This is a genomic window from Streptomyces sp. NPDC001927 (genome assembly GCF_053594455.1).
Window position 1 is genome coordinate 1 of sequence record NZ_JBSFEN010000001.1, and the last position, 20,940, is coordinate 20,940.

The window sequence follows — 20,940 nt, forward strand, 5'->3', positions numbered from 1 at the left end:
AGGGCCTGTCGTTTGGATCAGGCCGGATCAGGGAGCGGGGTCTGGTGCGTGCGATCGCAAGGCGGAGGAGGGAGTCAACGCGGAGCGTTGGCGACCGACGACAACGCGGCGAGGCGCGGTGCCAGGGCCCGCGAGCCCGGCATGATCCAAACGGCAGGCCCTAGGCCGTACCCTCGACCCTTGCCGATCGTACGGTCGGGGTGCCCGGATAGCATCCGGCGCATGGAGCCCACCGAGCCGCAGCTGAAGGTCGTCGTCGCCGACGCGGTCGCCACCGTCGTCATCGCGAACCCGGCCAAGCGCAACGCGATGACGGCCGCGATGTGGCGGTCCCTGCCCGAGCTGCTCGCGCCGCTCGCCACCGACCCCGAGGTCCGCGCGCTCGTGCTCACCGGCGAGGGCTCCACCTTCTGCGCCGGCGCGGACATCTCGACGCTGCGGGAGCCGGGCGACGAGCAGCAGTCGCTCGCGGTACGGGCCGAGGAGGCGCTCGCCGCCTTTCCCAAGCCGACGCTCGCGGCCGTCCGCGGCTTCTGCGTGGGCGGCGGCAGCCAGCTCGCCGCCGCCTGCGACCTGCGGTTCGCCGAGGAGGGCGCGCGGTTCGGGGTCACCCCGGCGAAGCTCGGGATCGTCTTCCCCGCCTCCTCGACCCGCAGGCTGGCCGCCCTGGTGGGGCCCTCCGCCACCAAGTACCTTCTCTTCTCCGCCGAGTTGATCGACGCCGAGCGGGCGCTGCGCACCGGTCTCGTGGACGAGGTCCTGCCGGTGGGCGAACTGGACAAGCGGGTGGCCGAGTTCACCCGGGTGCTCGTCGGGCGCTCGCTGCTCACCCAGGCGGCGGCGAAGGAGTTCGCGGACGGCCGCACGGACCGGGACGCGCACTGGGCCGAGCAGGCACGCGGCAGCGGCGACACCGCCGAGGGGGTCGCCGCCTTCCTGGAGCGCCGCGCGCCCCGCTTCACGTACGGCCTCTGATTCCCCGGCCGGGGTCCGCTCAGCTCTTTTCGGCGAGGTCCTTCGTGGCCGTGCCGCGCCAGTGGGCGACGATCGCCGCCGGGGCCTTCTCCGGGGAGCCCGCGTCGTACGGCGGCTGAGGGTCGTACTCGGTCAGGAGCTGGATGGTCTGGGCGGTCTCGTCGCCGGCGATCCGGCCGATGAGGTGCAGCGCCATGTCGATGCCGGACGAGACGCCGGCGGCGGTGACGTACTTGCCGTCGAAGACGACCCGCTCGCCGGTGGGCTCGACGCCGACCGCCCGGAGCTCGTCGAAGGCGAGCCAGTGGGTGGTGGCGCGGCGGCCGTCGAGCAGGCCCGCGGCGCCCAGGATCAGGGAACCGGTGCAGACGGACGTCGTCCAGGTGCTCGTCGCGTCGGCGGTACGGAGCCAGTCGAGGATCTCCGGGTCGTTCATCGCCTCCCGGGAGTCGGGGCCGCCGGGGACGAGGACGATGTCCGGGTGCGGCACCTCCGCGAGGGTCTTGTCGGCGACGAGCGCGAGGCTGCCCTGGTCGTTGCGGACGGGCCCGGCCTCCTTGGCGACGAAGACGGTCTCGGCCCCGGGGATGCGGGCCAGGAGCTCGTACGGGCCGACGGCGTCGAGGGTGGTGAAGCGCTCGTAGAGCAGGACGGCGATCTGCACGGTAGGGTCCCTTCGGTCAGTGGGTGGGTGGCGATTTCAGAGCGTGGTCCGCGGTGCGTTCGGTACGGACGCGTTCGGTACGGGTGCGTGGAAGCGGCGGCGGTAGTCCGCCGGGGCGGTGCCCATGGCCTTGACGAAGGCTCGGCGCATGGCCTCGGGGGTGCCATAGCCGGCGGCCCGGGAGACCTCCTCGACGCCGTCGACCGACTCCTCCAGGAGCCTGCGCGCGTGTTCGAGCCGGACCCGGTCGACGTACCGGCCCGGGGTCGTGCCGGTCTCCGCCTGGAAGGCGCGGGCGAAGTGGCGCGGTGACAACCGGGCGCGGGCCGCGAGGGCCTCGACGGAGAGGTCTCCCGCCGGGTGTTCGGTGATCCACTGCTGGAGGTCCCGCAGCGGCGCGCGCTGGGCGGTCTGGGCGGCGAGCTGGGCGCTGAACTGCGCCTGGTTGCCCGGGCGGCGCAGGAAGACGACCAGGTGCCGGGCGACGGTCAGCGCGGTGTCGCGGCCCAGGTCCTCCTCCACGAGCGCGAGCGCGAGGTCGATGCCCGCGGTCACACCGGCCGACGTGGAGACGCGGCCGTCGCGGACGAAGATCGGGTCCGGGTCCACGTCGACCCGGGGATAGCAGCGGGCGAGGTGGTCGCAGGCGATCCAGTGGGTGGTCGCCCGGTGGCCGTCGAGGAGCCCGGCCTCCGCGAGCAGCAGGGCGCCGGTGCAGACGGAGACCAGGCGTTCGGCGCGCGGGGCGTGCTCGCGCAGCCAGTCGATCAGGCGCGGGTCGGGACGGCGGGTGCCCTCGCCGCCGGGGACGAGCAGGGTGTGCGGGCGGTTCGCGGCGGCGAGCGTCGTGTCCGGGAGCAGCCGCAGGCCGCTCTGGGTGCGGACCGGTCCCCCGTCGAGCGAGGCGGTCACGATCGGGTAGGTGCCGCCACCGGCGCGGCCCGCGCCGGCGAACACCTCCACCGGTCCGGTGACATCCAGGCTCTGCACATCGTCGAAGAGGACGACGAGCACGGGTCGCTTCGTCATGTGCACCATCCTTGGCGGAGCACGTGACGTCCGCAATGACGAAGAACCCACCTTTCCTGCCATCGGAACGGGGACGCGTCCCCCGGGGTTCCGGTCGTACCGACCAGTCGGTAACGTTCCGTCCATGACCTCTCTGCCGCCCCGCGCGGGCCGCCGCTGCCACCACATGCTGAACCCGATGCACTCCACGGTGTACTTCTCGCCCGACCTGGACACCGAGTTCAAGGCCCTCGGCTTCGAGGACCCGGCGGCCATGCGGCTCGCCTCGCGCAGTGCCGCGATGGGGGCGGTCGGTGCGGGAACCGTCGCCGCGGCGTTCTACAACTACAACGTCGAGTTGCTGGCCCGGCACCTGCCCGCCGTCTGGGACATCGCCTCGCCCGCCGAGGTGGGGGCCGCACGGCTGCGAGCCGTGGACAGCACCCTGCGCCGTCTCCTCGGCGAGGAGGCGATCGCCTCGGCCGAGATGACGGAGGCCGCCGAGCTCGCGCTGCGCGCCACCGAGGCCTGCACCCGGCACGCCCGGCCGCTCTACTCGGCCCACGCCGACCTGCCGGTCCCCGAGGCGCCGCACCTGCGGTACTGGTACGCCACGACGCTGCTGCGCGAGCACCGCGGCGACGGCCACCTGGCGGCCCTGCTGACCGTGGGCCTCGACCCGCTGGAGGCGATGGTCAGCCACACGGCCACGGGCCTGGGCATGAACCCGCGCTGGGCCCTGGGCACCCGGGGCTGGGGGCGCGCCGACTGGGACGCCGCCGCCGAGCGGCTGCGGGAGCGCGAGCTGATCGACGCGGAGGGCGAGCTCACCGCCGCGGGCACGGCGCTGCGCGAGGAGCTGGAGGAGCGGACGGACCAGCTGGACACCGCCCCGTACGAGCACCTGGGCGCGGCGGGCGTGGAGCGGCTCACGGAGCTGGGCAAGGCCTTCCGGAACGCGGCGTTCCTGGCCGGTGCCTTCCCGACGGACCTCAACGCCAAGAGCTGACCCGAGGCCGCCCCCGGTCCGCGGCCGCGCCACCGGACACGGCGGGGCCGGGGCGCGTGCGGGGTTCCGGAGCGTAAGACGGCACAATGCACTCGCAAGCTTGAGGCACGAGAAGGCGAGTCGGGACACCGTGACGACGTCCATCGAAGGCAGGATCGCCGAGGAACTCGGCGTACGTGAGCGACAGGTGAGGGCGGCCGTCGAGCTGCTCGACGGCGGCTCGACCGTGCCGTTCATCGCGCGCTACCGCAAGGAAGCGACGGAGATGCTCGACGATGCGCAGCTGCGCACGCTGGAGGAGCGGCTGCGCTACCTCCGGGAGCTGGAGGACCGGCGGACCGCCATCCTCGACTCCGTACGGGAGCAGGGGAAGCTGACGGCCGAGGTGGAGGCCCAGCTGCGGGCCGCCGACACCAAGGCCCGTCTGGAGGACATCTATCTGCCCTTCAAGCCCAAGCGCCGCACCAAGGCGCAGATCGCCCGCGAGGCCGGTCTCGAACCGCTGGCGGAGGGGCTGCTCGCCGACCCGTCGGTGGAGCCCGCGGCGGCCGCGGTGGCCTTCGTGGACGCCGACAAGGGCGTCGCGGACCCGGCGGCGGCTCTGGAGGGCGCCCGCGCCATCCTCACCGAGAAGTTCTCCGAGGACGCCGACCTGATCGGCGAGCTGCGGGAGCGGATGTGGGGCCGTGGCCGGCTGGCGGCGAAGGTGCGGGACGGGAAGGAGGAGGCGGGCGCGAAGTTCGCCGACTACTTCGACTTCGCGGAGCCCTTCACCGCGCTCCCCTCGCACCGGATCCTCGCGATGCTGCGGGGCGAGAAGGAGGACGTCCTCACCCTGGAGCTGGAGCCGGAGGAGCCGTCCGAGGTGCCCGGCCCGACCGCGTACGAGGGGATGGTCGCCTCGCGCTTCGGCGTGGCCGAGCGGGGGCGTCCGGGCGACAAGTGGCTCCTCGACACGGTCCGCTGGGCCTGGCGGACCCGGATCCTGGTCCACCTCGGGATCGACCTGCGGCTGCGGCTGAGGACGGCCGCCGAGGACGAGGCGGTCCGGGTCTTCGCGGCGAACCTGCGCGACCTGCTGCTCGCGGCCCCGGCGGGGACGCGGGCGACCCTGGGCCTGGACCCCGGCTTCCGTACGGGCGTCAAGGTGGCCGTGGTCGACAGTACGGGCAAGGTCGTCGCCACCGACACGATCTACCCGCACGTCCCGGCGAACAAGTGGGACGAGTCGCTGGCGAAGCTGGCGCGGCTCGCGAAGGAGCACGCGGTCGAGCTGGTCGCCATCGGCAACGGCACGGCATCGCGCGAGACGGACAAGCTCGCGACCGAACTCATCGCCAAGCACCCCGAGTTGACGCTCACCAAGGTCATGGTCTCGGAGGCGGGCGCCTCCGTGTACTCGGCCTCGGCGTTCGCCTCGCAGGAACTGCCGGGCCTGGACGTCTCGTTGCGCGGCGCGGTCTCGATCGCGCGGCGGCTGCAGGACCCGCTGGCCGAGCTGGTGAAGATCGACCCGAAGTCGATCGGCGTCGGGCAGTACCAGCACGACCTGTCCGAGGTGAAGCTCTCCCGCTCGCTCGACGCGGTGGTCGAGGACTGTGTGAACGGTGTCGGTGTCGACGTCAACACCGCGTCCGCACCGCTGCTTTCGCGGGTCTCGGGCATCGGCGCTGGCCTCGCCGAGAACATCGTGGCGCACCGCGACGCGAACGGCCCGTTCCGCTCGCGGAAGGCACTGAAGGACGTGGCGCGGCTCGGCCCGAAGGCGTATGAGCAGTGCGCGGGCTTCCTGCGGATCCGCGGCGGGGACGACCCGCTGGACGCGTCCTCGGTGCACCCGGAGGCGTACCCGGTGGTGCGGCGGATGGTGAAGACGACGGGTGGCGAGGTCGCGTCGCTGATCGGCAACTCCGGGGTGCTGCGGTCGCTGCGGGCGGATGAGTTCGTGGACGAGACCTTCGGTCTGCCGACGGTCACCGACATCCTGCGCGAGCTGGAGAAGCCGGGGCGCGACCCGCGGCCCGCGTTCAAGACGGCCACGTTCAAGGAGGGTGTCGAGAAGATCGGCGACCTCGTGTCGGGGATGGTCCTGGAGGGCGTGGTCACGAACGTGGCGGCGTTCGGGGCGTTCGTGGACATCGGCGTGCACCAGGACGGGCTCGTCCATGTGTCGGCCATGTCCAAGACCTTCGTCAAGGACCCGCGCGACGTGGTGAAGCCGGGTGACGTGGTCCGGGTGAAGGTCCTGGACGTCGACATCCCGCGCAAGCGGATCTCGCTGACGCTGCGGCTCGACGACGAGGCGACGGCGGACGCGGCGGGGGCGCCGCAGCGGGAGCGCGGGGAGCGGCGCGAGCGCGGTGACCGCGGCGAGCGCGGTGGCCGTCCGCCGCAGCAGCGGCGCGGTCAGGGGCAGGTGCAGGGCGGCCAGGGCCAGCGGTCGGCCTCGGCTCCGGCGCCCGCGAACAGCGCGATGGCGGACGCCCTGCGCAAGGCCGGCCTGCTGAACAACGAGGGCGGCGGCGGGAAGCGGCGCGGCCGCTGACGCGATGCGGGCCCGGCCGTGAGGCCGGGCCCGTCGCTTCCGTGCGGGCTCGCCGCAGCGCGCTGTGTCAGGCGTTCGGGAGGAAGCGGAGGGCCCATTCGGCTCGGTTGGCGACCGTCAGGTCGTCGTCCTCGGTCAGGGGCTGGAGGAGGGCGCGGGAGCGGGCCGGGTCGGCCTGGACCAGGTCGACGATCTCCGCCGCCAGGGAGTCCTGGTCGTCGCCGAGGTCCACGGAGGAGGCCCGCAGGAGCGCCGGCAGGGCGTCCGGGCCGCCGATCGCGGCGAGGACGCCGCCGAGCAGCTCGCGGGCGTAGGCGTTGCGCTCGACGAGGGCCCGGTCCAGTTCGGCCTGGAGCCGGGGCAGCAGCGCCGCGTCGCCCGAGGCGGCGATCTCGTCGGCGAGGTCGATGGTCTCGTCGACATCGGCGTCGAGGTCGTCCAGCATCTCGGTGAGCCGGGTCAGCAGGTCGGTCATGGTGTCTCCTGGAATGCGCCGTCCCTCAGGACGGGGACCGTCTCCGAGGTGTCGACCTCGGCGGCCACTGCGACGTCCTGCGGATAGCCGTACTCGTACAGTTCACGCCCCGAAGCGCAGCTGTGCAGCTCCGCCACCGGGTCCTCCGTCGCCTCCCACAGCGTGGCCGCCGCCCGCGCCTCGGGCGTCAGGGTGTACGGGCCGAGGCCGCGCAGGGCCGACAGGACGGCGCCCGCGCCGAGGAGGTCCTCCAGGGCGGGGCGCAGGGAGCCGTCGGGCCACCGCTCGCCCGAGGCGATCACCGCGAGTGGCCTCGACTCGGAGCCGTAGCCGTGGGCGGCCAGCCGGCGGGCGACCGCCGTGCGGTTGCGGAGCGAGGCGGCGACCACCGTGGCCCCGCCCGCCCCCGCAGCGATCGTGGAGCCGTTCGGGGACGGCAGGACCAGGCGCGGGGTCGGCGGGGCGGCCCGCAGGGCGGCCGGGGAGAGCGTCCACGGGGTCTCGGGCGTCGCCTCGCTCCGGCCGACGGCGAGGGCCGCGTCGCGCTCGGTCGCGTACGCGGCCGAGCTCTCGTCACGCCATCGGTACGGGAGGACGGACGTACCCGCCTCCACCGCCACGCCCACCGACGTGGTGAAGGAGAGGACGTCCACGACGACCAGGCACGCTGCGTCCTTCGCCAGGACGGCGGCCTCGGTCGGGCCCCAGCCGAGGGCGACACCCATCAGAGCTCGGTCACCTTGCCGGCCGCGACCTCGACGCGACGGGTCGTACGGACCGCGTCCAGCATCCTCCGGTCGTGCGTGACCAGGAGAAGCGTGCCGGTGTAGGTGTCGAGCGCGGACTCCAGCTGCTCGATGGCCGGCAGGTCCAGGTGGTTCGTCGGCTCGTCGAGGACGAGGAGATTGACGCCCCGGCCCTGGAGGAGGGCGAGCGCGGCCCGGGTCCGCTCGCCCGGGGAGAGCGTGGTGGCGGGGCGCAGCACGTGCGCGGCCTTGAGCCCGAACTTCGCCAGCAGGGTCCGTACCTCCGCCGGCTCGGTCTCGGGGACGGCCGCGCAGAACGCGTCGAGCAGCGACTCCGAGCCGTGGAAGAGCTTGCGGGCCTGGTCGACCTCGCCGACGACGACGCCCGAGCCGAGCACGGCGTCGCCCGCGTCGAGCGGGAGGCGGCCGAGGAGCGCGGCGAGCAGCGTCGACTTGCCGGCCCCGTTCGCGCCGGTGATCGCGACCCGGTCGGCCCAGTCGATCTGGAGGGTCGCGGGCCCGAAGCGGAAGTCGCCGCGCCGGACCTCGGCCTCGCGCAGGGTCGCCACGACCGAGCCGGAGCGCGGGGCGGAGGCGATCTCCATCCGCAGCTCCCACTCCTTGCGGGGCTCGTCCACGACGTCGAGCCGCTCGATCATCCGCTGCGTCTGGCGGGCCTTCGCGGCCTGCTTCTCGCTCGCCTCGCCGCGCAGCTTCCGGCCGATCTTGTCGTTGTCGGTGGCCTTGCGGCGGGCGTTGCGGACGCCCTTGTCCATCCAGTTGCGCTGCATCAGGGCGCGGCCTTCGAGGGCGGCCTTCTTGTCGGCGAACTCCTCGTACTCCTCGCGGGCGTGCCGGCGGGCGGTGTCCCGCTCCTCCAGGTACGCCTGGTAGCCGCCGCCGTAGAGCGTGATCTGCTGCTGGGCGAGGTCGAGTTCGAGGACCTTGGTGACCGTACGGGTGAGGAACTCGCGGTCGTGGCTGATGACGACCGTGCCCGCGCGGAGCCCCTGGACGAAGGATTCGAGCCGCTCCAGACCGTCGAGGTCGAGGTCGTTGGTGGGCTCGTCGAGCAGGAAGACGTCGTAGCGGGAGAGGAGGAGGGAGGCGAGACCGGCGCGGGCGGCCTGGCCGCCGGAGAGCGAGGTCATCGGCTGGTCGAGGCCGACGGTCAGGCCGAGGGACTCGGCGACCTCCTCGGCCCGCTCGTCGAGGTCGGCGCCGCCGAGGCCGAGCCAGCGCTCCAGGCTCACGGCGTACGCGTCGTCGGCGCCGGGCGCCCCGTCGACGAGGCCCTGGGTGGCCTCGTCCATGGCGGTCTGCGCCGCCGCCACGCCCGTACGGCGGGCCAGGAACTCGCGGACCGTCTCCCCTTCGCGCCGCTCGGGCTCCTGCGGGAGGTGGCCGACGGTCGCGCTGGGCGGCGAGAGCTTGAGCTCGCCCTCCTCGGGGGTGTCGAGCCCGGCGAGCAGCCGCAGCAGCGTCGACTTGCCGGCGCCGTTGACGCCGACGAGGCCGATGACGTCGCCGGGGGCGACGACGAGGTCGAGGCCGGCGAAGAGGGAGCGTTCGCCGTGGCCGGCGGCGAGATCCTTGGCGACGAGAGTGGCAGTCATCAGGGGATGAATCGTATGCCACCGGCCCGACGCACCGTGGTGCGCCCGGACCGGTCCCGGTACGGTCCGGCCATGAGCGACGACGTGATCGTGGTGGGGGGCGGGGTCATCGGTCTGACGACGGCCCTGACGCTGGCGGAGCGCGGCCTTCGGGTACGGGTCTGGTCCCGGGACCCGGCGCCGGAGACGACCTCGGCGGTGGCGGGGGCGCTGTGGTGGCCGTACCGGATCGAGCCCGCGGCGGAGGTGGGCAGCTGGTCGCTCGAGTCGCTGCGGGTGTACGAGAAGCTCGGCGCCGAACCGGTGGCGACCGGGGTACGGCTCGTGCCCGGCGTCCACGCCGAGGTGGACCTCGCCGACCTGGGCGACTGGGCGCGGGAGGTCTCGGGGCTGCGGCAGCTCGCGGCGCCGGAGGTGCCGGGGCCGCACGGGGTGGGTCTGGCCGCGGTGCTGCCGCTGATCGACATGCCGGTCCACTTGGCGTGGCTGCGGGGGCGGCTCGAAGCGGCCGGCGGGGCCGTCGAGCGGCGGACCGTGTCCGGCTTCGCCGAGGCGGCCCGGTCGGCGCGGGTGGTGGTGAACTGCGCCGGGCTCGGCGCCAGGGAGCTCGTACCGGACGCGGGGCTGCGGCCGGTGCGGGGGCAGTTGGTCCTCGTGGAGAACCCGGGCGTCGAGGAGTGGTTCACGGCGGCCGACGCGGCGGCGGACAAGACGACGTACTTCTTCCCGCAGCCGGGGCGGCTGATCCTGGGCGGGACCGCCGAGGAGGGCGACGAGCGCCTGGAGCCCGATCCGGCGACGGCTGCCGCGATCGTGGCGCGGTGCGCCCTGATCCGGCCGGAGATCGCCGGTGCGCGGGTCATCGGCCACCGGGTGGGCCTGCGGCCGGCCCGGGCGGGCGGGGTCCGGCTCGACATGGAGCCGCTGCCGTCCGGCGGCCGCCTGGTCCACAACTACGGCCACGGCGGCGCGGGCGTCACGGTCGCCTGGGGCTGCGCCCGGCGCGCGGCGGAGCTGGCGTGCGCCTGACCGCGGGGACGGGGGCGGGCGACCCCGCCCCCGGTCACGGTCCTTCGCCCGACGCGCTCGTGCCCGGGCCGATGCGGAGTTCGAAGTCTCCGTCGTACCTCTCGTGGCCCGCGATCACGGCGAGTTCGATGACCTCCTCGCCCACCTCGCCCCGGACGATCAGCGGGTCCCTGCGCAGGTCCCGCATGAGCGCCACGCACATGCCGATCATCACGAGGACGAACGGCGCGGCCACTAGGATCGTGAGGTTCTGCAGGCCCGCGAGGGCGTCGCCCTGGCCGTCGCCGATCAGGAGCATGATCGCGGCGACGGCCCCGGTCACCACGCCCCAGAACACGACCACCGGTCGGGTCGGTTCGAAGGTGCCGCGCTGCGAGAGCGTGCCCATGACGATCGACGCGGCGTCCGCGCCCGACACGAAGAAGATGCCCACGAGGATCATCACGAGCAGGCTCATCGCCCCGGCGAGCGGGAACTCCTGAAGCACACCGAAGAGTTGACCCTCGGGCGTGGTCTCCTCCGTCAGCCGGCCCTCCTCGCTCAGCTTCATCGCGGTGCCGCCGAAGACGGCGAACCAGACCAGGCTCACCGCGCTGGGCACGAGGATGACCCCGCCGACGAACTGGCGGATGGTCCTGCCCCGGCTGATCCGGGCAATGAACATGCCGACGAAAGGCGTCCAGGAGATCCACCACGCCCAGTAGAAGACCGTCCAACCGCCCAGCCACTCATGGATGTTGTCGCCGCTGGTCGCCTCGGTCCGGCCGGCCAGCTGCGGCAGGTCGCCGAGGTAGGCGAAGATCGAGGTGGGCAGCAGGTCGAGCACGATGATGGTCGGGCCCGCGATGAAGACGAAAACGGCGAGGATCAGCGCGAGCACCATGTTCGTGTTGGACAGCCACTGGATGCCCTTCTCGACGCCCGAGACGGCGGACACGACGAAGGCGACCGTCAGGACGGCGATGATGCCGACGAGCAGCCCGGTGCCGGTCTTCTCCAGCCAGCCCAACTCCTCGACGCCGCTGCCGATCTGGAGCGCTCCGAGCCCCAGTGAGGCGGCCGAGCCGAAGAGGGTCGCGAAGATCGCCAGGATGTCGATGAACCGGCCGGGTCCTCCGTTGGCCGCCCGCTTGCCGATCAGCGGGGTGAAGACGGCGCTGATGGTCTGCCGGCGGCGGCGCCGGAAGGTGGAGTACGCGATCGCGAGCCCGACGACGGCGTAGATCGCCCACGGGTGGAGGGTCCAGTGGAAGAGGGTGGTGGCCATCGCGGTCGTCATCCGCTCGGCCGAGTCGACGGGGTGGGTGCCAGGCGGCGGAGTGCCGTAGTGGGCGAGCGGCTCGCTCACGCCGTAGAACATCAGGCCGATGCCCATGCCCGCGCTGAACATCATCGCGATCCACGACACGGTCCGAAACTCCGGCCCCTCGCTCTCGTGGCCGAGGGTGATCCGGCCGTACCGGCTGATCGCGAGCCACAGGGCGAAGACGACGAAGCCGGAGGCGGCGAGCATGAACGCCCAGCCACCGTTGCGGATCAGCCCGTCGAGGAGGTCGCTGGAGACGCTCTCCAGGCTGTCCGTGGCCGTGGCGCCCCAGATCACGAAGGCGAGGGTGAGGACGGCGGTGACACCGAACACGATCCGATCCGTCCGGGCCTTGGGGTGGTGGCCGGGGCGGCGCGGAAGGTCCGCCGTCACCGACAGCCCCTCCCGGCCTCCCCGGCCACCGCCGCTCCCGGACTCCCCGGCTGGCTGATCATCCTGCGACACAGGTTCCGTACCTTTCACTGCATTACGGGACAAACACACTCCGTAAGGCAGCAGTACCACAGGTGACTCGCCAGTTCCGGGACCAACTCAGCCCGTCCGTTCGTCAGCCCGTCAACACACCTCCACCGGCCGTCCGGTGGTGAGCCGGTACGCCGCCCGGCCGTCCAGCAGCAGCGGGACCAGGGCGCGCCCGGACTGGCGCAGGGGCACCAACACCCCGTCGCCGTCCCGCCGGACCGTGATCCCGTGCAGCGCCAGCTCGTCGCCGAACTCGGCGTACTGCGCGGCGTCCAGGCGGTAGCCGCAGGGCGGGTCCTGGACGATCTCGGCGGGTTCGGCGGGGTCGTTGTCGGCGCCGCCGAGCATGACCGGTCCCCGGTCGGCGAAGCCCGTGTGGCGGGCCGCCGCCGTGGCCGCGCCGAGGATGCCGCGCCGCTCGTCGACGTACGCGAACGCGCCCTTCAGTGCGACGAGTTGGGTGGTCACCCGGCGCCGCTTGTTGCGCGCGTCGTCGTCGGCCTCGGCCTGGGTGAGGGCCTCGATCCGGGTCTCGACGAGCAGGCCGACGGAGTGCTTGACGCCGGCCGTGTTGCGCAGGATGCGCTCCTGGCCGTCGCCCGCGACCTGCTTCACCGGCTGACCGGTGTGCGGGTCGGTCCAGATCCCGTATATGCCGCTGCTGAAGCCGGAGATCCCGGCGGCCGACCGGACGTAGGACTCCGACAGGGTGTGGGCCTCGTCGTGCACATGGGTGTCGGTGTTGAGGTTGCGCGGCCAGAGGGCGAGCAGGTCCTTGTCGTAGTACGGCGAGGTGCCGTCGTACTCGTGCAAGTCGTAGACCAGCTCGGGGCGCCGGTCGCGGATGAGCGCGGCGAGCGCCCGGCCCTCGGCGGTCGCCAGCGCGAGGTGGTCGCGGTTGACGTCGACGCCGTCGGCATTGCCCCGGGTGTCGGCCTCGCGGCCGTCCGGGTTGGCGGTGGGGACGACAAGGACGGTCGTACGGGCGAGGAAGCGCAGGGTCTCCTTGTCCCGCGCGTACGCCAGGTCGCGCACGGTGGTCAGGCAGGCTTCACGGCCCGACGGTTCGTCACCGTGCTGCGAGCAGACGAGGAGCACGGTGGTGCCCGTCGTACGCGCGCCGACCGTGGTGAGCCGGATCGGGCGGCCCTGCTTGGTCGTTCCGACGGTCCGCACCGCGACCCGGTCGCTCGCCCGGTCGACGGCGGCGAGGAAGGAGGCCTCCTCCGTCTCGGTCGTCCACCGGGCGCCGTGGCTGGTCTCGAAGCCGGTCCGTGGGGGCTGCGCCGGGCCCGCCCCGCCGTGCGCCTCGGCGGGCACGGCGACGAGCGGGAGGCCGAGGGCGGTGACGCCCGCGACGAGGGCGAGCGTGCGCCGTGCGGGACGGCTCGGGCGGCGGCTTGGTGCGCGGGTCATCGGGCCTCACCCGGGACGGGGATGCCCGGGCGTGCGGGCCCGACACCCGTGAGCGGCCGCTCGGCCTGCGCCGAGCGGGCGTCGACCGTACCGGCGGTCGCCCGCGTGAACGCCTCGACGCCGCCGACGAGCGGCAGTTTCGCCGAGGTCCTGGCGAGGTCGAGGGTGAGCGTCGGGGTGGTCGACGGCGGATCGAGGAGGTCCTTGTCCGTGCCGCCGACGATCAGGGCGAGCCGGTGGCCGGCCGGGACGACGTGGTCGGTGGCCGCCAGCTTGAGCGTGATCGTGTACGCCCTGCCGGGGGTCAGCGGCCGGCCCTGCTTCGGGTTCGCCCAGGTGCCCAGGTCCGCCCAGCCCCGGCTGACGACGGTGTACCCGACGTCCGCCGTCCTGGCCTTCGTCTCCTTGAAGCAGGCGGAGTCGCCCTCGGTGCTCGCGCCCCAGCAGGTCCGTTCGGTGAGGGTGGTGATGCCCTCACCGGGGGCCGCGTAGTCCCGGATGGTGTCGGGGCCGAGGTCGACGAGTACGGCCGAGAGGTGGGCGGTCGCGGTCGTCGGGGTGGCCGTGACGGTCACCGCGGAGGAGCCGGAGAGCCGCAGGTCACGGGTGAGCGGCCGGGTGGTGAACCCGGCCTGGGCGGAGGTCGGGTCGTCGATCCGGGCCGCCCAGTCGGTCTCGCCGAGCGCCGGGTCGTCGGTGAAGGTCTCCGTGGCGCCGGGGGCCGCGGGGGTCCGGCCGAGAGTGCCGGCGCGGGGCTCCTGGCCCGTTCCGGGGCGCAGGGTGGTGGGCTCGGTGGCGCGCGGCGGCCAGACGCGGTCGGTGGTCCAGCGGTCCGGGGCCCGCTCGATGTCGGCCATCGGCTCGCGGTCGATGCCGTTGTCGTAGCCGAGGAGCTCGTGGTCGAACCAGCGGTGCAGGGTGCGGACCCAGTCGGCGCGCCGGAAGTCGAAGGGGTCGACGTGGCCGGTCTGGGAGAGCCAGATCTTGCGCTCGACGCCCTGCGCGGCGAGGGCGTCCCACCACTGGCCGAACTGGTTGGCGCGGACGTTGAGGTCCTGCTGCCCGTGCACGACGAAGACGCTCGCCTTCACCTTCCGGGCGTCCGGGACGTGGTTCCGCTCGCTCCAGGCGGGCGTCCAGTCCCCGCTGTACGGGGTGCCCGCGGTGACGCGCTCCTGGACCGCGCCACAACGGGCGGCCGCCTCGGGGCTGTTGACGTACTCGGAGAGCCAGCTCGGGTTGGCGTTGTAGAGCGGGGCGCCCTGCGAGTGGAAGTAGTCGTACCAGGAGGAGATCGCCCCGATCGGGACGATCGTCTCCAGGCCCTCGACCCCCGTGGCGGCGACGCCGTTGGCGATCGTGCCGTCCCAGCTCTTGCCGATCATGCCGACCTTGCCGGTGGACCAGTCCGTGCCCTTCGCCCGCTCGGAGCCGGTACGGGTCGTGTAGCCGCGCGCGCGGCCGTTCAGCCAGTCGACGACCGCCTTGGCTGACTGGACGTCCGAGCGGCCGCCGACGTCGTCGCAGCCGTCGGAGCGGTTGGTGCCGGCGAGGTCGACGGCGACGAAGGCGTAGCCGCGCGGCACGAAGTAGTTGTCGTAGAAGAGCGGGAACTGGGCCGGCTTCCCGGCGGCGTCGTAGGTCTTCTTCTGGCTCTCGTTGCCGCGTCCGCAACAGGCGTAGTACGGGCTGGCGTCCATGACGACCGGGATCTTCCGGCCGGTCGCGGCGGTCTCGCGCGGGCGGACGATGTCGGCGGCGACCCGGTCGGTGCGACCGTCCCCGTCGCCGTCGAGACCGGTGTCCACCCAGACGGACTCGCGTATCGCGTCGCCGTAGGAGTACACGGGCTTGGACTCGCGCACGGCCCAGTCGGCCGCCTGGGTGTCCGCGGCCAGAGCGCCGGACGGCGAGACGAGGGCGGACAGCAGGGCGGCCGTGGCGGCCACGGCGAGGGTTCTGCGCGACGGACGGGCTCCGCGGGTTCTCCGCACACGTATCGGCATGGGGCGGAACGTACCCCCGTCAACTCCCGCGCAAAAGAGTGCCGTCGGGAGCGGAGAGGCACGAGTGGGGCCGGAGGGTCCGTTTCGGCCGAATGGCGATCGTGTGAAAGGAGGTCCTCTGGACGTGACGGGGCATCACCGCGCTGAATAGCGTCGCTAAGGACCGAACACCATGCATGCTTCTTACCGACTTGGAGCTCTCGTGCACCGCAGACTTGTCGTTCCGAGCGCACTCGCGGCGTCCCTCCTGCTGGCGATCCCGGCATCCGCCGCCGACTACGTTCCGGGCGCATCGGGCATCGGCGACCCCTACTACCCGGCCAGTGGCAACGGCGGCTACGACGTCTCCCACTACGACCTGCGGCTGACCTACCAGCCCGCGACCGACCTCCTGGAGGGCACGGCGACGATCCTCGCCACCACCAAGCAGAACCTCTCCCGCTTCAACCTCGACCTCGGTCTGAAGGTCAGCGAGGTGCGGGTGAACGGCAAGAAGGCCCGGTTCACCACCAGCGGCGAGCAGGAGCTGGAGATCACCCCGGCGACCCCGCTGGAGAAGAACCGGACGATCTCGGTCGTCGTGCGGTACGCGGGCAAGCCCTCCGAGGTGAAGATCGGCGGCTGGACCGCCTGGCACCGCACGCCGGACGGCGGTGTGGCCGCCCAGGAGCCGGACTCGGCCGCCTGGTGGTTCCCGTCCAACGACCACCCCCTGGACAAGGCGACCTTCGACGTCTCGGTCTCCGTGCCGGACGGCACGCAGGCCATCAGCAACGGCGTGCTCCAGTCGCAGTCCTCGCGGCTCGGCTGGACCCGCTTCAACTGGCGCTCCAACAAGCCGCAGGCGACCTATCTGGCCACGCTCGCGGTGGGCAAGTTCGACATCACCACGGACAAGACCGCGAAGGGCCTCCCGGTCCTCAACGCGTACAGCAAGGACCTCGGCGACAACGCGGGCGCGGCCCGTGCCTCGATCGAGCGGACGGCCGAGGTCGCGGAGTGGCTGGAGGAGGTCTTCGGTCCTTACCCGTTCAACGCGCTCGGCGGCTACGTTCCCAACGTGACCAGCGGCTACGCCCTGGAGACGCAGACCCGGCCGTTCTACAGCCCGCGTCAGTTCTCCAACGGGGCGAACGTGTCCGTGGTCGTCCACGAGCTCGCGCACCAGTGGTACGGCGACAGCGTCTCGGTCGACCGGTGGAAGGACATCTGGGTCAACGAGGGCTTCGCCCGCTACAGCCAGTGGCTCTGGTCGGAGAAGGAGGGCGAGGGCACGGCGCAGGAGCTGGCGGACTACGTCTACCAGACCCGTACCGCCGAGGACCCGTTCTGGACGGTCGCACCCGGCGACCCGGGGCCGGACAACCAGTTCCACATCGCCGTCTACGACAGGGGCGCCCTGGCGCTCCAGGCGCTGCGCAACGAGATCGGCGACGAGGACTTCTTCGCGATCCTGAAGGGCTGGCCGACGGAGTTCGCGTACGGCAACGCCAAGGTCAAGGACTTCGTGAAGTACGCGGAGCGGATCTCGGGCAAGCCGCTGGCCGCGCTCTTCGACACCTGGCTGTACGAGCCGGTGAAGCCGGCCGCGTCGACGGCGGGCGAGTCGGGGATCTCGGCCGGGACGGCGCGTTCGACGGCGGCCGCTCCCGGTGCGCCTGCCGCGTCTGCGAAGCCCGTGCAGCCGAAGCCTGTTCAGCCGAAGTCCTGGAAGAAGATCGCGGAGACGAACACGATCCACGAGCACGGCGGCCCCGAGGGCCACGGCGGTCACTGAGCCGTCGCGTACGCGCCCCGCGCCGCCCCCAGGGGTGGGCGCGGGGCGCGTCCGTGTGCCGCGAGTAGGCTCACCGGCCGTACGGAACGGCAGGCGGGAGCGGGCGGTGGCAGTGGAGACGGAGCGGTACGGGGACCCGGAGGTGCGGGAGGCCGTCGCGCGGCGGGTCGGCGCGGAGTGGGGGCTCGAGCTGCCCGACTCCTTCTTCCGGTTCGCCGACTTCCTCGCCGCGCTCGGACCCGTCGAGCACCGGGCGCTGAGGGACCTGGGGCTCGCGCCGTACGGCGTGATGGACCTCTTCGCGGACCCGTCGGCGCTCCCCCGCGAAGGTCTCGACATCCGGGTGCACGGGCGGTACTACCGCGATCCGCCGGAGTTCCTCACCTTCCTACACGGCGGTACCGACGGCCTGCACTTCGGGCTCTGGTCCGACGACGGGCGCACGTGCGACGGAGTCGCCTCGTACTACACGAACGACGGCGACGGGATCGAGCGGTGCCACCGCACCCCGCTGGAGGCCGTACGGGCCCGGATCGAGCGGGCGGAGCGCGACCTCGCCGACTACGCGGCCGACGGGGACGAGGCGGAGCTCGCCCGCCTCGCCGACCTGGGGCGGCTGCGGGCGGTCCTGACCGGCTTCGAGACCGGGGAGCGTACGGAGACGGGGCTCGCGTACTCCGAGGCGTACGTGTACCGGCGGCAGCCCGTCGACAGCGCACGGATCACGACCATGGACGGCGCGGGGGCGCTGGTCTCCGGGGTGACGGTCCTCGACCGTCCGCCGCACGGCGCGGCCGACGTCCATCGCTTCGGCACCTTCATGGAAGACCTCCTCGACGACGCGGACGCGGCCCGTGCGGCTCGCGACGAGGCCCTTCGGCGGGCGGCGGCGGGCGATCCGGCGGAGGCGCTGGTGCTCGGGCGCGACCTGCACCGCGCGTCGTACGGCCGGGCGGAGCACGAGGCGTACGCGAGCGAACTGCTGGCCGTCGCGTACCGGGAGCTCGACCGCCCCGCGCTCGCCGAGGTCGCGGCGGCCCACCACCGCCACCGGGCGCTGCCGGACGTGGACGTGCTGCGACGGGCTCGCTGAGCGGGGCCCGCATGAGCGCGGCCGGCCGGGGACCAGCCGCCTGAGCCCGCCCACCTGAGCCCACCGACCTGAGCCCACCGACCTGCGACCAGCCGACCCGAGCCCGCCCGCCTGATCCCCGCCCGCCTGAGAGCGCTTTCGATCTCCTCCCTCGCCCGCTCCACCAGGGGTTACCCTCGACGCAGTCAGCACCGTCGCAGCATCGTGCCCGTGGGGAGCCAGCTTTGAGCGAAACGACGTCCGGGACGCGCCCGACCCTGGAAGCCGTGGCCGAGCGCGCCGGGGTGTCCCGGGCGACGGTCTCCCGGGTCGTCAACGGCGGCGCCGGGGTCCGCGAGGCGCTCGCGGAGAAGGTGCGCGAGGCCGTCGCCGAGCTCGGCTACGTCCCCAACCACGCCGCGCGGAGCCTCGTGACCCGGCGCAACGGGGCCGTCGCCGTGATCATCGCCGAGCCCGAGTTCCGGATCTTCTCCGACCCGTTCTTCGAGCAGCAGGTACGCGGCATCAGTCGCGAACTGACCGCTCACGACGCCCAGTTGGTCCTGCTCTGGCTGGAGGGTCCGGGCGACCACGAGCGGATCGCGCGGTACCTCGGCGGCGGGCACGTCGACGGGGCGCTCGCCTTCTCGCTGCACACCGACGACAAGCTCCCGGAGATCGTCCGGCGCGCCCAGGTGCCGACGGTCTTCGGCGGACGCCCCGGCTGGACGGCCGTCGGCGACCCCACGGTGCCGTACGTCGACTGCGACAACCGGGGCGGGGCCCGGGACGCTGTGCGCCATCTGCGCGCGCTCGGGCGCCGCACCATCGCGCACATCACCGGCCCCGGCGACCAGACCTCGTCGCTCGACCGGCTCGCCGGATACCGTGACGAACTGCCCGAATCCGGACCGGAGCTGGTGGCCGAGGGCGCGTTCACGGAGGAGAGCGGTGCGCGCGCGATGGCCGAACTCCTGCGCCGCCGCCCCGATCTGGACGCCGTCTTCGCCGCCAACGACCTGATGGCCTCCGGCGCGCTGCGCGTGCTGCGCGAACACGGCCGGCGCGTCCCGGACGACGTGGCGCTCGTCGGCTTCGACGACATGCTCCAGGTGGCCGAGGCGACCGATCCGCCGCTCACGACGGTCCGTCAGGACATCGAGGGCATGGGCCGGTTGATGGTACGGCTGCTCATGGGCACCCTCGACGGTACGGGCGTGCCCGAGCCCGTGATCACCACGACCGAACTGGTCCGCCGCGCCTCGGCCTGACCCTTCCGACCCGTCGGATCTCGCGGCGTACGGCTCCTGAAGAGCGGGGACAAGTCACGGCGTAGGCTGAGCTGTTACGCGTTCGACTCTTGACGGGAACCTGGCCTGGGGGGCACGCTCCAGACGCATTCCTGAGAGCGCTCTCAAGACGGAGGCTTCCCATGCGCACCCCTGCCCGAGCCGCCAGAACGACCGCCGTACGGACCACAGCCGTACGGATCGGCGCGGTCGTCCTCACCGGGGCCCTGCTCGCCGCCTGCGGATCCGGTGGATCCGACGACACGTCCGACGGCGCGGGCGGAAAGGTCACGATCACCGTCGACCTCTTCGGCTCGTTCGGCTACAAGGAGGCCGGGCTCTACGCCGCGTACGAGAAGCTCCACCCCAACGTGACGATCAAGCAGAGCGACACCGAGGACGAGCAGGACTACTGGAAGTCGCTCCAGACCCGGCTGGCCGGCGGGGGCGGGCTCGCCGATGTCCAGGGCATCGAGGTCGGCCGGATCGCCTCCGTCACCCAGCAGCAGGCCGACAAGTTCGAGGACCTGACGAAGTACGGCGCGGACGCGCTGAAGGGCGAGTTCGCCGACGCCAAGTGGTCCGCCGCGACCACCAAGGACGGCAAGGTCCTCGGCCTCGGCACGGACGTCGGCCCGGAGGCCATGTGCTACCGCACCGACCTCTTCAAGCAGGCCGGACTCCCCACGGACCGAACCGAGTTGGCGCAGAAGTGGGCCACCTGGGACGGCTATCTGGAGCTCGGCAAGCAGTACAAGGCCAAGGCCCCGGCCAAGAGCGCCTGGGTGGACAGCGTCGGCAGCCTCTACGCGGTCATGATCGGCCAGGAGAAGGAGCGGTACTACGACGCGTCCGGGAAGCTCATCTACGCCGAGAGCCCCGCCGTGAAGTCCGCCTGGGACGCCTCGACGAAGGCCGCCCAGGACGGGCTGAGCGCCAAGCTGGACCAGTGGTCCCCGCAGTGGAACCAGGCCTTCTCCACCGGCTCCTTCGCGACGCTCCCCTGCCCCGCGTGGATGCTCGGCTACATCAAGGGCCAGGCCGGTGACGCGGGCAAGGGCAAGTGGGACATCGCCAAGCTGCCCGGCGGCGCCGGGAACTGGGGCGGTTCGTACCTCTCCGTACCGCGCGCGGCGAAGCACAAGAAGGAGGCGTACGAGCTGATCAAGTGGCTCACCGCCCCCGAGCAGCAGGCCACGCTCTTCACGAAGCAGGGCAACTTCCCGTCCTCGACCGGCGCCATCTCCAAGGTCGCGACGGCGACGGACCCGTACTTCTCCGGCGCCCCGATCGGGCAGATCTTCGGCGACGCGGCCAAGGCCGCCCCGGTGCAAGTGCTCGGGGTCCACGACAAGAACGTCGCCGACCAGATCACCAACGCGCTCAGCGAGGTCGAGCGCAAGGGCACCTCGCCCGAGAAGGCGTGGTCCAACGCCCAGAAGGGTGTCGAGAACGCGGTCGGATGACGCGCGGGGGCGGGGGCCGGGCTTCCGGCCTCCAGGCGGCCGGCGCCGCGCCCGGGGT

General features: G+C 72.8%; 16 protein-coding genes. 8 read left to right on the forward strand and 8 right to left on the reverse strand.

Annotated elements, in window-relative coordinates; all coding sequences use genetic code 11:
• The first annotated feature begins 222 nt into the window (after nucleotides 1-222).
• Entirely contained in the window at nucleotides 223-975 is a 753-nt protein-coding gene (locus ACWCO8_RS00005) for an enoyl-CoA hydratase/isomerase family protein (RefSeq protein WP_451030145.1), read from the forward strand.
• Nucleotides 976-994: 19 nt separating this feature from the next.
• Here ACWCO8_RS00005 and ACWCO8_RS00010 read toward each other — a convergent pair whose 3' ends face one another.
• Nucleotides 995-1,639 (reverse strand): DJ-1/PfpI family protein, encoded by a 645-nt coding sequence (locus ACWCO8_RS00010; RefSeq protein ID WP_451030146.1) that lies wholly within the window; start codon nucleotides 1,637-1,639, stop codon nucleotides 995-997.
• 36 nt (nucleotides 1,640-1,675) lie between these two features.
• Nucleotides 1,676-2,668 carry a GlxA family transcriptional regulator gene (locus ACWCO8_RS00015; protein WP_451030147.1) on the reverse strand — a complete coding sequence of 331 codons (993 nt, stop codon included), beginning with the start codon at nucleotides 2,666-2,668 and terminating at the stop codon, nucleotides 1,676-1,678.
• Nucleotides 2,669-2,792: 124 nt separating this feature from the next.
• Here ACWCO8_RS00015 and ACWCO8_RS00020 point away from each other — a divergent pair, with 124 nt between their 5' ends.
• Together ACWCO8_RS00020 and ACWCO8_RS00025 are read left to right on the forward strand one after the other, a co-directional pair.
• Nucleotides 2,793-3,656: an SCO6745 family protein gene (locus ACWCO8_RS00020; protein WP_451030148.1), complete on the forward strand. Its 864-nt coding sequence runs from the start codon at nucleotides 2,793-2,795 to the stop codon at nucleotides 3,654-3,656.
• A 130-nt stretch (nucleotides 3,657-3,786) separates the two neighbouring features.
• Nucleotides 3,787-6,201: a Tex family protein gene (locus ACWCO8_RS00025; protein WP_451030149.1), complete on the forward strand. Its 2,415-nt coding sequence runs from the start codon at nucleotides 3,787-3,789 to the stop codon at nucleotides 6,199-6,201.
• Nucleotides 6,202-6,268: 67 nt separating this feature from the next.
• Here the strand turns inward: ACWCO8_RS00025 and ACWCO8_RS00030 are convergent, their stop codons facing one another.
• From ACWCO8_RS00030 to ACWCO8_RS00040, 3 genes are read right to left on the reverse strand one after another with little or no spacing between them, the layout of a single operon-like run.
• Complete coding sequence (locus ACWCO8_RS00030) at nucleotides 6,269-6,676, reverse strand: hypothetical protein (protein WP_362002667.1); 408 nt, start codon at nucleotides 6,674-6,676, stop codon at nucleotides 6,269-6,271.
• On the reverse strand, nucleotides 6,673-7,401 hold the full coding sequence (locus ACWCO8_RS00035) for a 2-phosphosulfolactate phosphatase (RefSeq protein ID WP_451030150.1): 729 nt from the start codon (nucleotides 7,399-7,401) through the stop codon (nucleotides 6,673-6,675). Before ACWCO8_RS00035 ends, ACWCO8_RS00030 begins: the two co-directional genes overlap by 4 nt.
• Nucleotides 7,401-9,038: an ABC-F family ATP-binding cassette domain-containing protein gene (locus ACWCO8_RS00040; protein ID WP_451030151.1), complete on the reverse strand. Its 1,638-nt coding sequence runs from the start codon at nucleotides 9,036-9,038 to the stop codon at nucleotides 7,401-7,403. Before ACWCO8_RS00040 ends, ACWCO8_RS00035 begins: the two co-directional genes overlap by 1 nt.
• A gap of 72 nt (nucleotides 9,039-9,110) precedes the next feature.
• Here ACWCO8_RS00040 and ACWCO8_RS00045 point away from each other — a divergent pair, with 72 nt between their 5' ends.
• A complete protein-coding gene (locus tag ACWCO8_RS00045; RefSeq protein WP_451030152.1) occupies nucleotides 9,111-10,067 on the forward strand; it encodes an NAD(P)/FAD-dependent oxidoreductase in 957 nt (318 codons plus the stop codon).
• 34 nt (nucleotides 10,068-10,101) lie between these two features.
• Here the strand turns inward: ACWCO8_RS00045 and ACWCO8_RS00050 are convergent, their stop codons facing one another.
• From ACWCO8_RS00050 to ACWCO8_RS00060, 3 genes are all read right to left on the reverse strand, one after another.
• Nucleotides 10,102-11,838, reverse strand: a complete 1,737-nt coding sequence (locus ACWCO8_RS00050; RefSeq protein WP_451030153.1) for a BCCT family transporter — start codon at nucleotides 11,836-11,838, stop codon at nucleotides 10,102-10,104.
• Between the two features lie 111 nt (nucleotides 11,839-11,949).
• Nucleotides 11,950-13,272 (reverse strand): M14 family metallopeptidase, encoded by a 1,323-nt coding sequence (locus ACWCO8_RS00055; RefSeq protein WP_451030154.1) that lies wholly within the window; start codon nucleotides 13,270-13,272, stop codon nucleotides 11,950-11,952.
• Nucleotides 13,269-15,278 (reverse strand): Xaa-Pro dipeptidyl-peptidase, encoded by a 2,010-nt coding sequence (locus ACWCO8_RS00060; protein WP_451030155.1) that lies wholly within the window; start codon nucleotides 15,276-15,278, stop codon nucleotides 13,269-13,271. Before ACWCO8_RS00060 ends, ACWCO8_RS00055 begins: the two co-directional genes overlap by 4 nt.
• Nucleotides 15,279-15,480: 202 nt before the next feature.
• Here ACWCO8_RS00060 and ACWCO8_RS00065 point away from each other — a divergent pair, with 202 nt between their 5' ends.
• The 4 genes from ACWCO8_RS00065 to ACWCO8_RS00080 all read left to right on the forward strand — a co-directional run bounded on the left by ACWCO8_RS00065 (nucleotide 15,481) and on the right by ACWCO8_RS00080 (nucleotide 20,882).
• The gene (locus ACWCO8_RS00065; protein ID WP_451030156.1) at nucleotides 15,481-17,055 is read left to right on the forward strand and encodes a M1 family metallopeptidase; all 1,575 of its coding nucleotides are present in this window, start codon (nucleotides 15,481-15,483) and stop codon (nucleotides 17,053-17,055) included.
• A gap of 106 nt (nucleotides 17,056-17,161) precedes the next feature.
• Nucleotides 17,162-18,148, forward strand: a complete 987-nt coding sequence (locus ACWCO8_RS00070) for a hypothetical protein (protein ID WP_451030157.1) — start codon at nucleotides 17,162-17,164, stop codon at nucleotides 18,146-18,148.
• Nucleotides 18,149-18,372: 224 nt separating this feature from the next.
• On the forward strand, nucleotides 18,373-19,398 hold the full coding sequence (locus ACWCO8_RS00075; protein ID WP_451030158.1) for a LacI family DNA-binding transcriptional regulator: 1,026 nt from the start codon (nucleotides 18,373-18,375) through the stop codon (nucleotides 19,396-19,398).
• Nucleotides 19,399-19,559: 161 nt separating this feature from the next.
• Entirely contained in the window at nucleotides 19,560-20,882 is a 1,323-nt protein-coding gene (locus ACWCO8_RS00080) for an ABC transporter substrate-binding protein (RefSeq protein ID WP_362002649.1), read from the forward strand.
• Nucleotides 20,883-20,940: the final 58 nt, after the last annotated feature.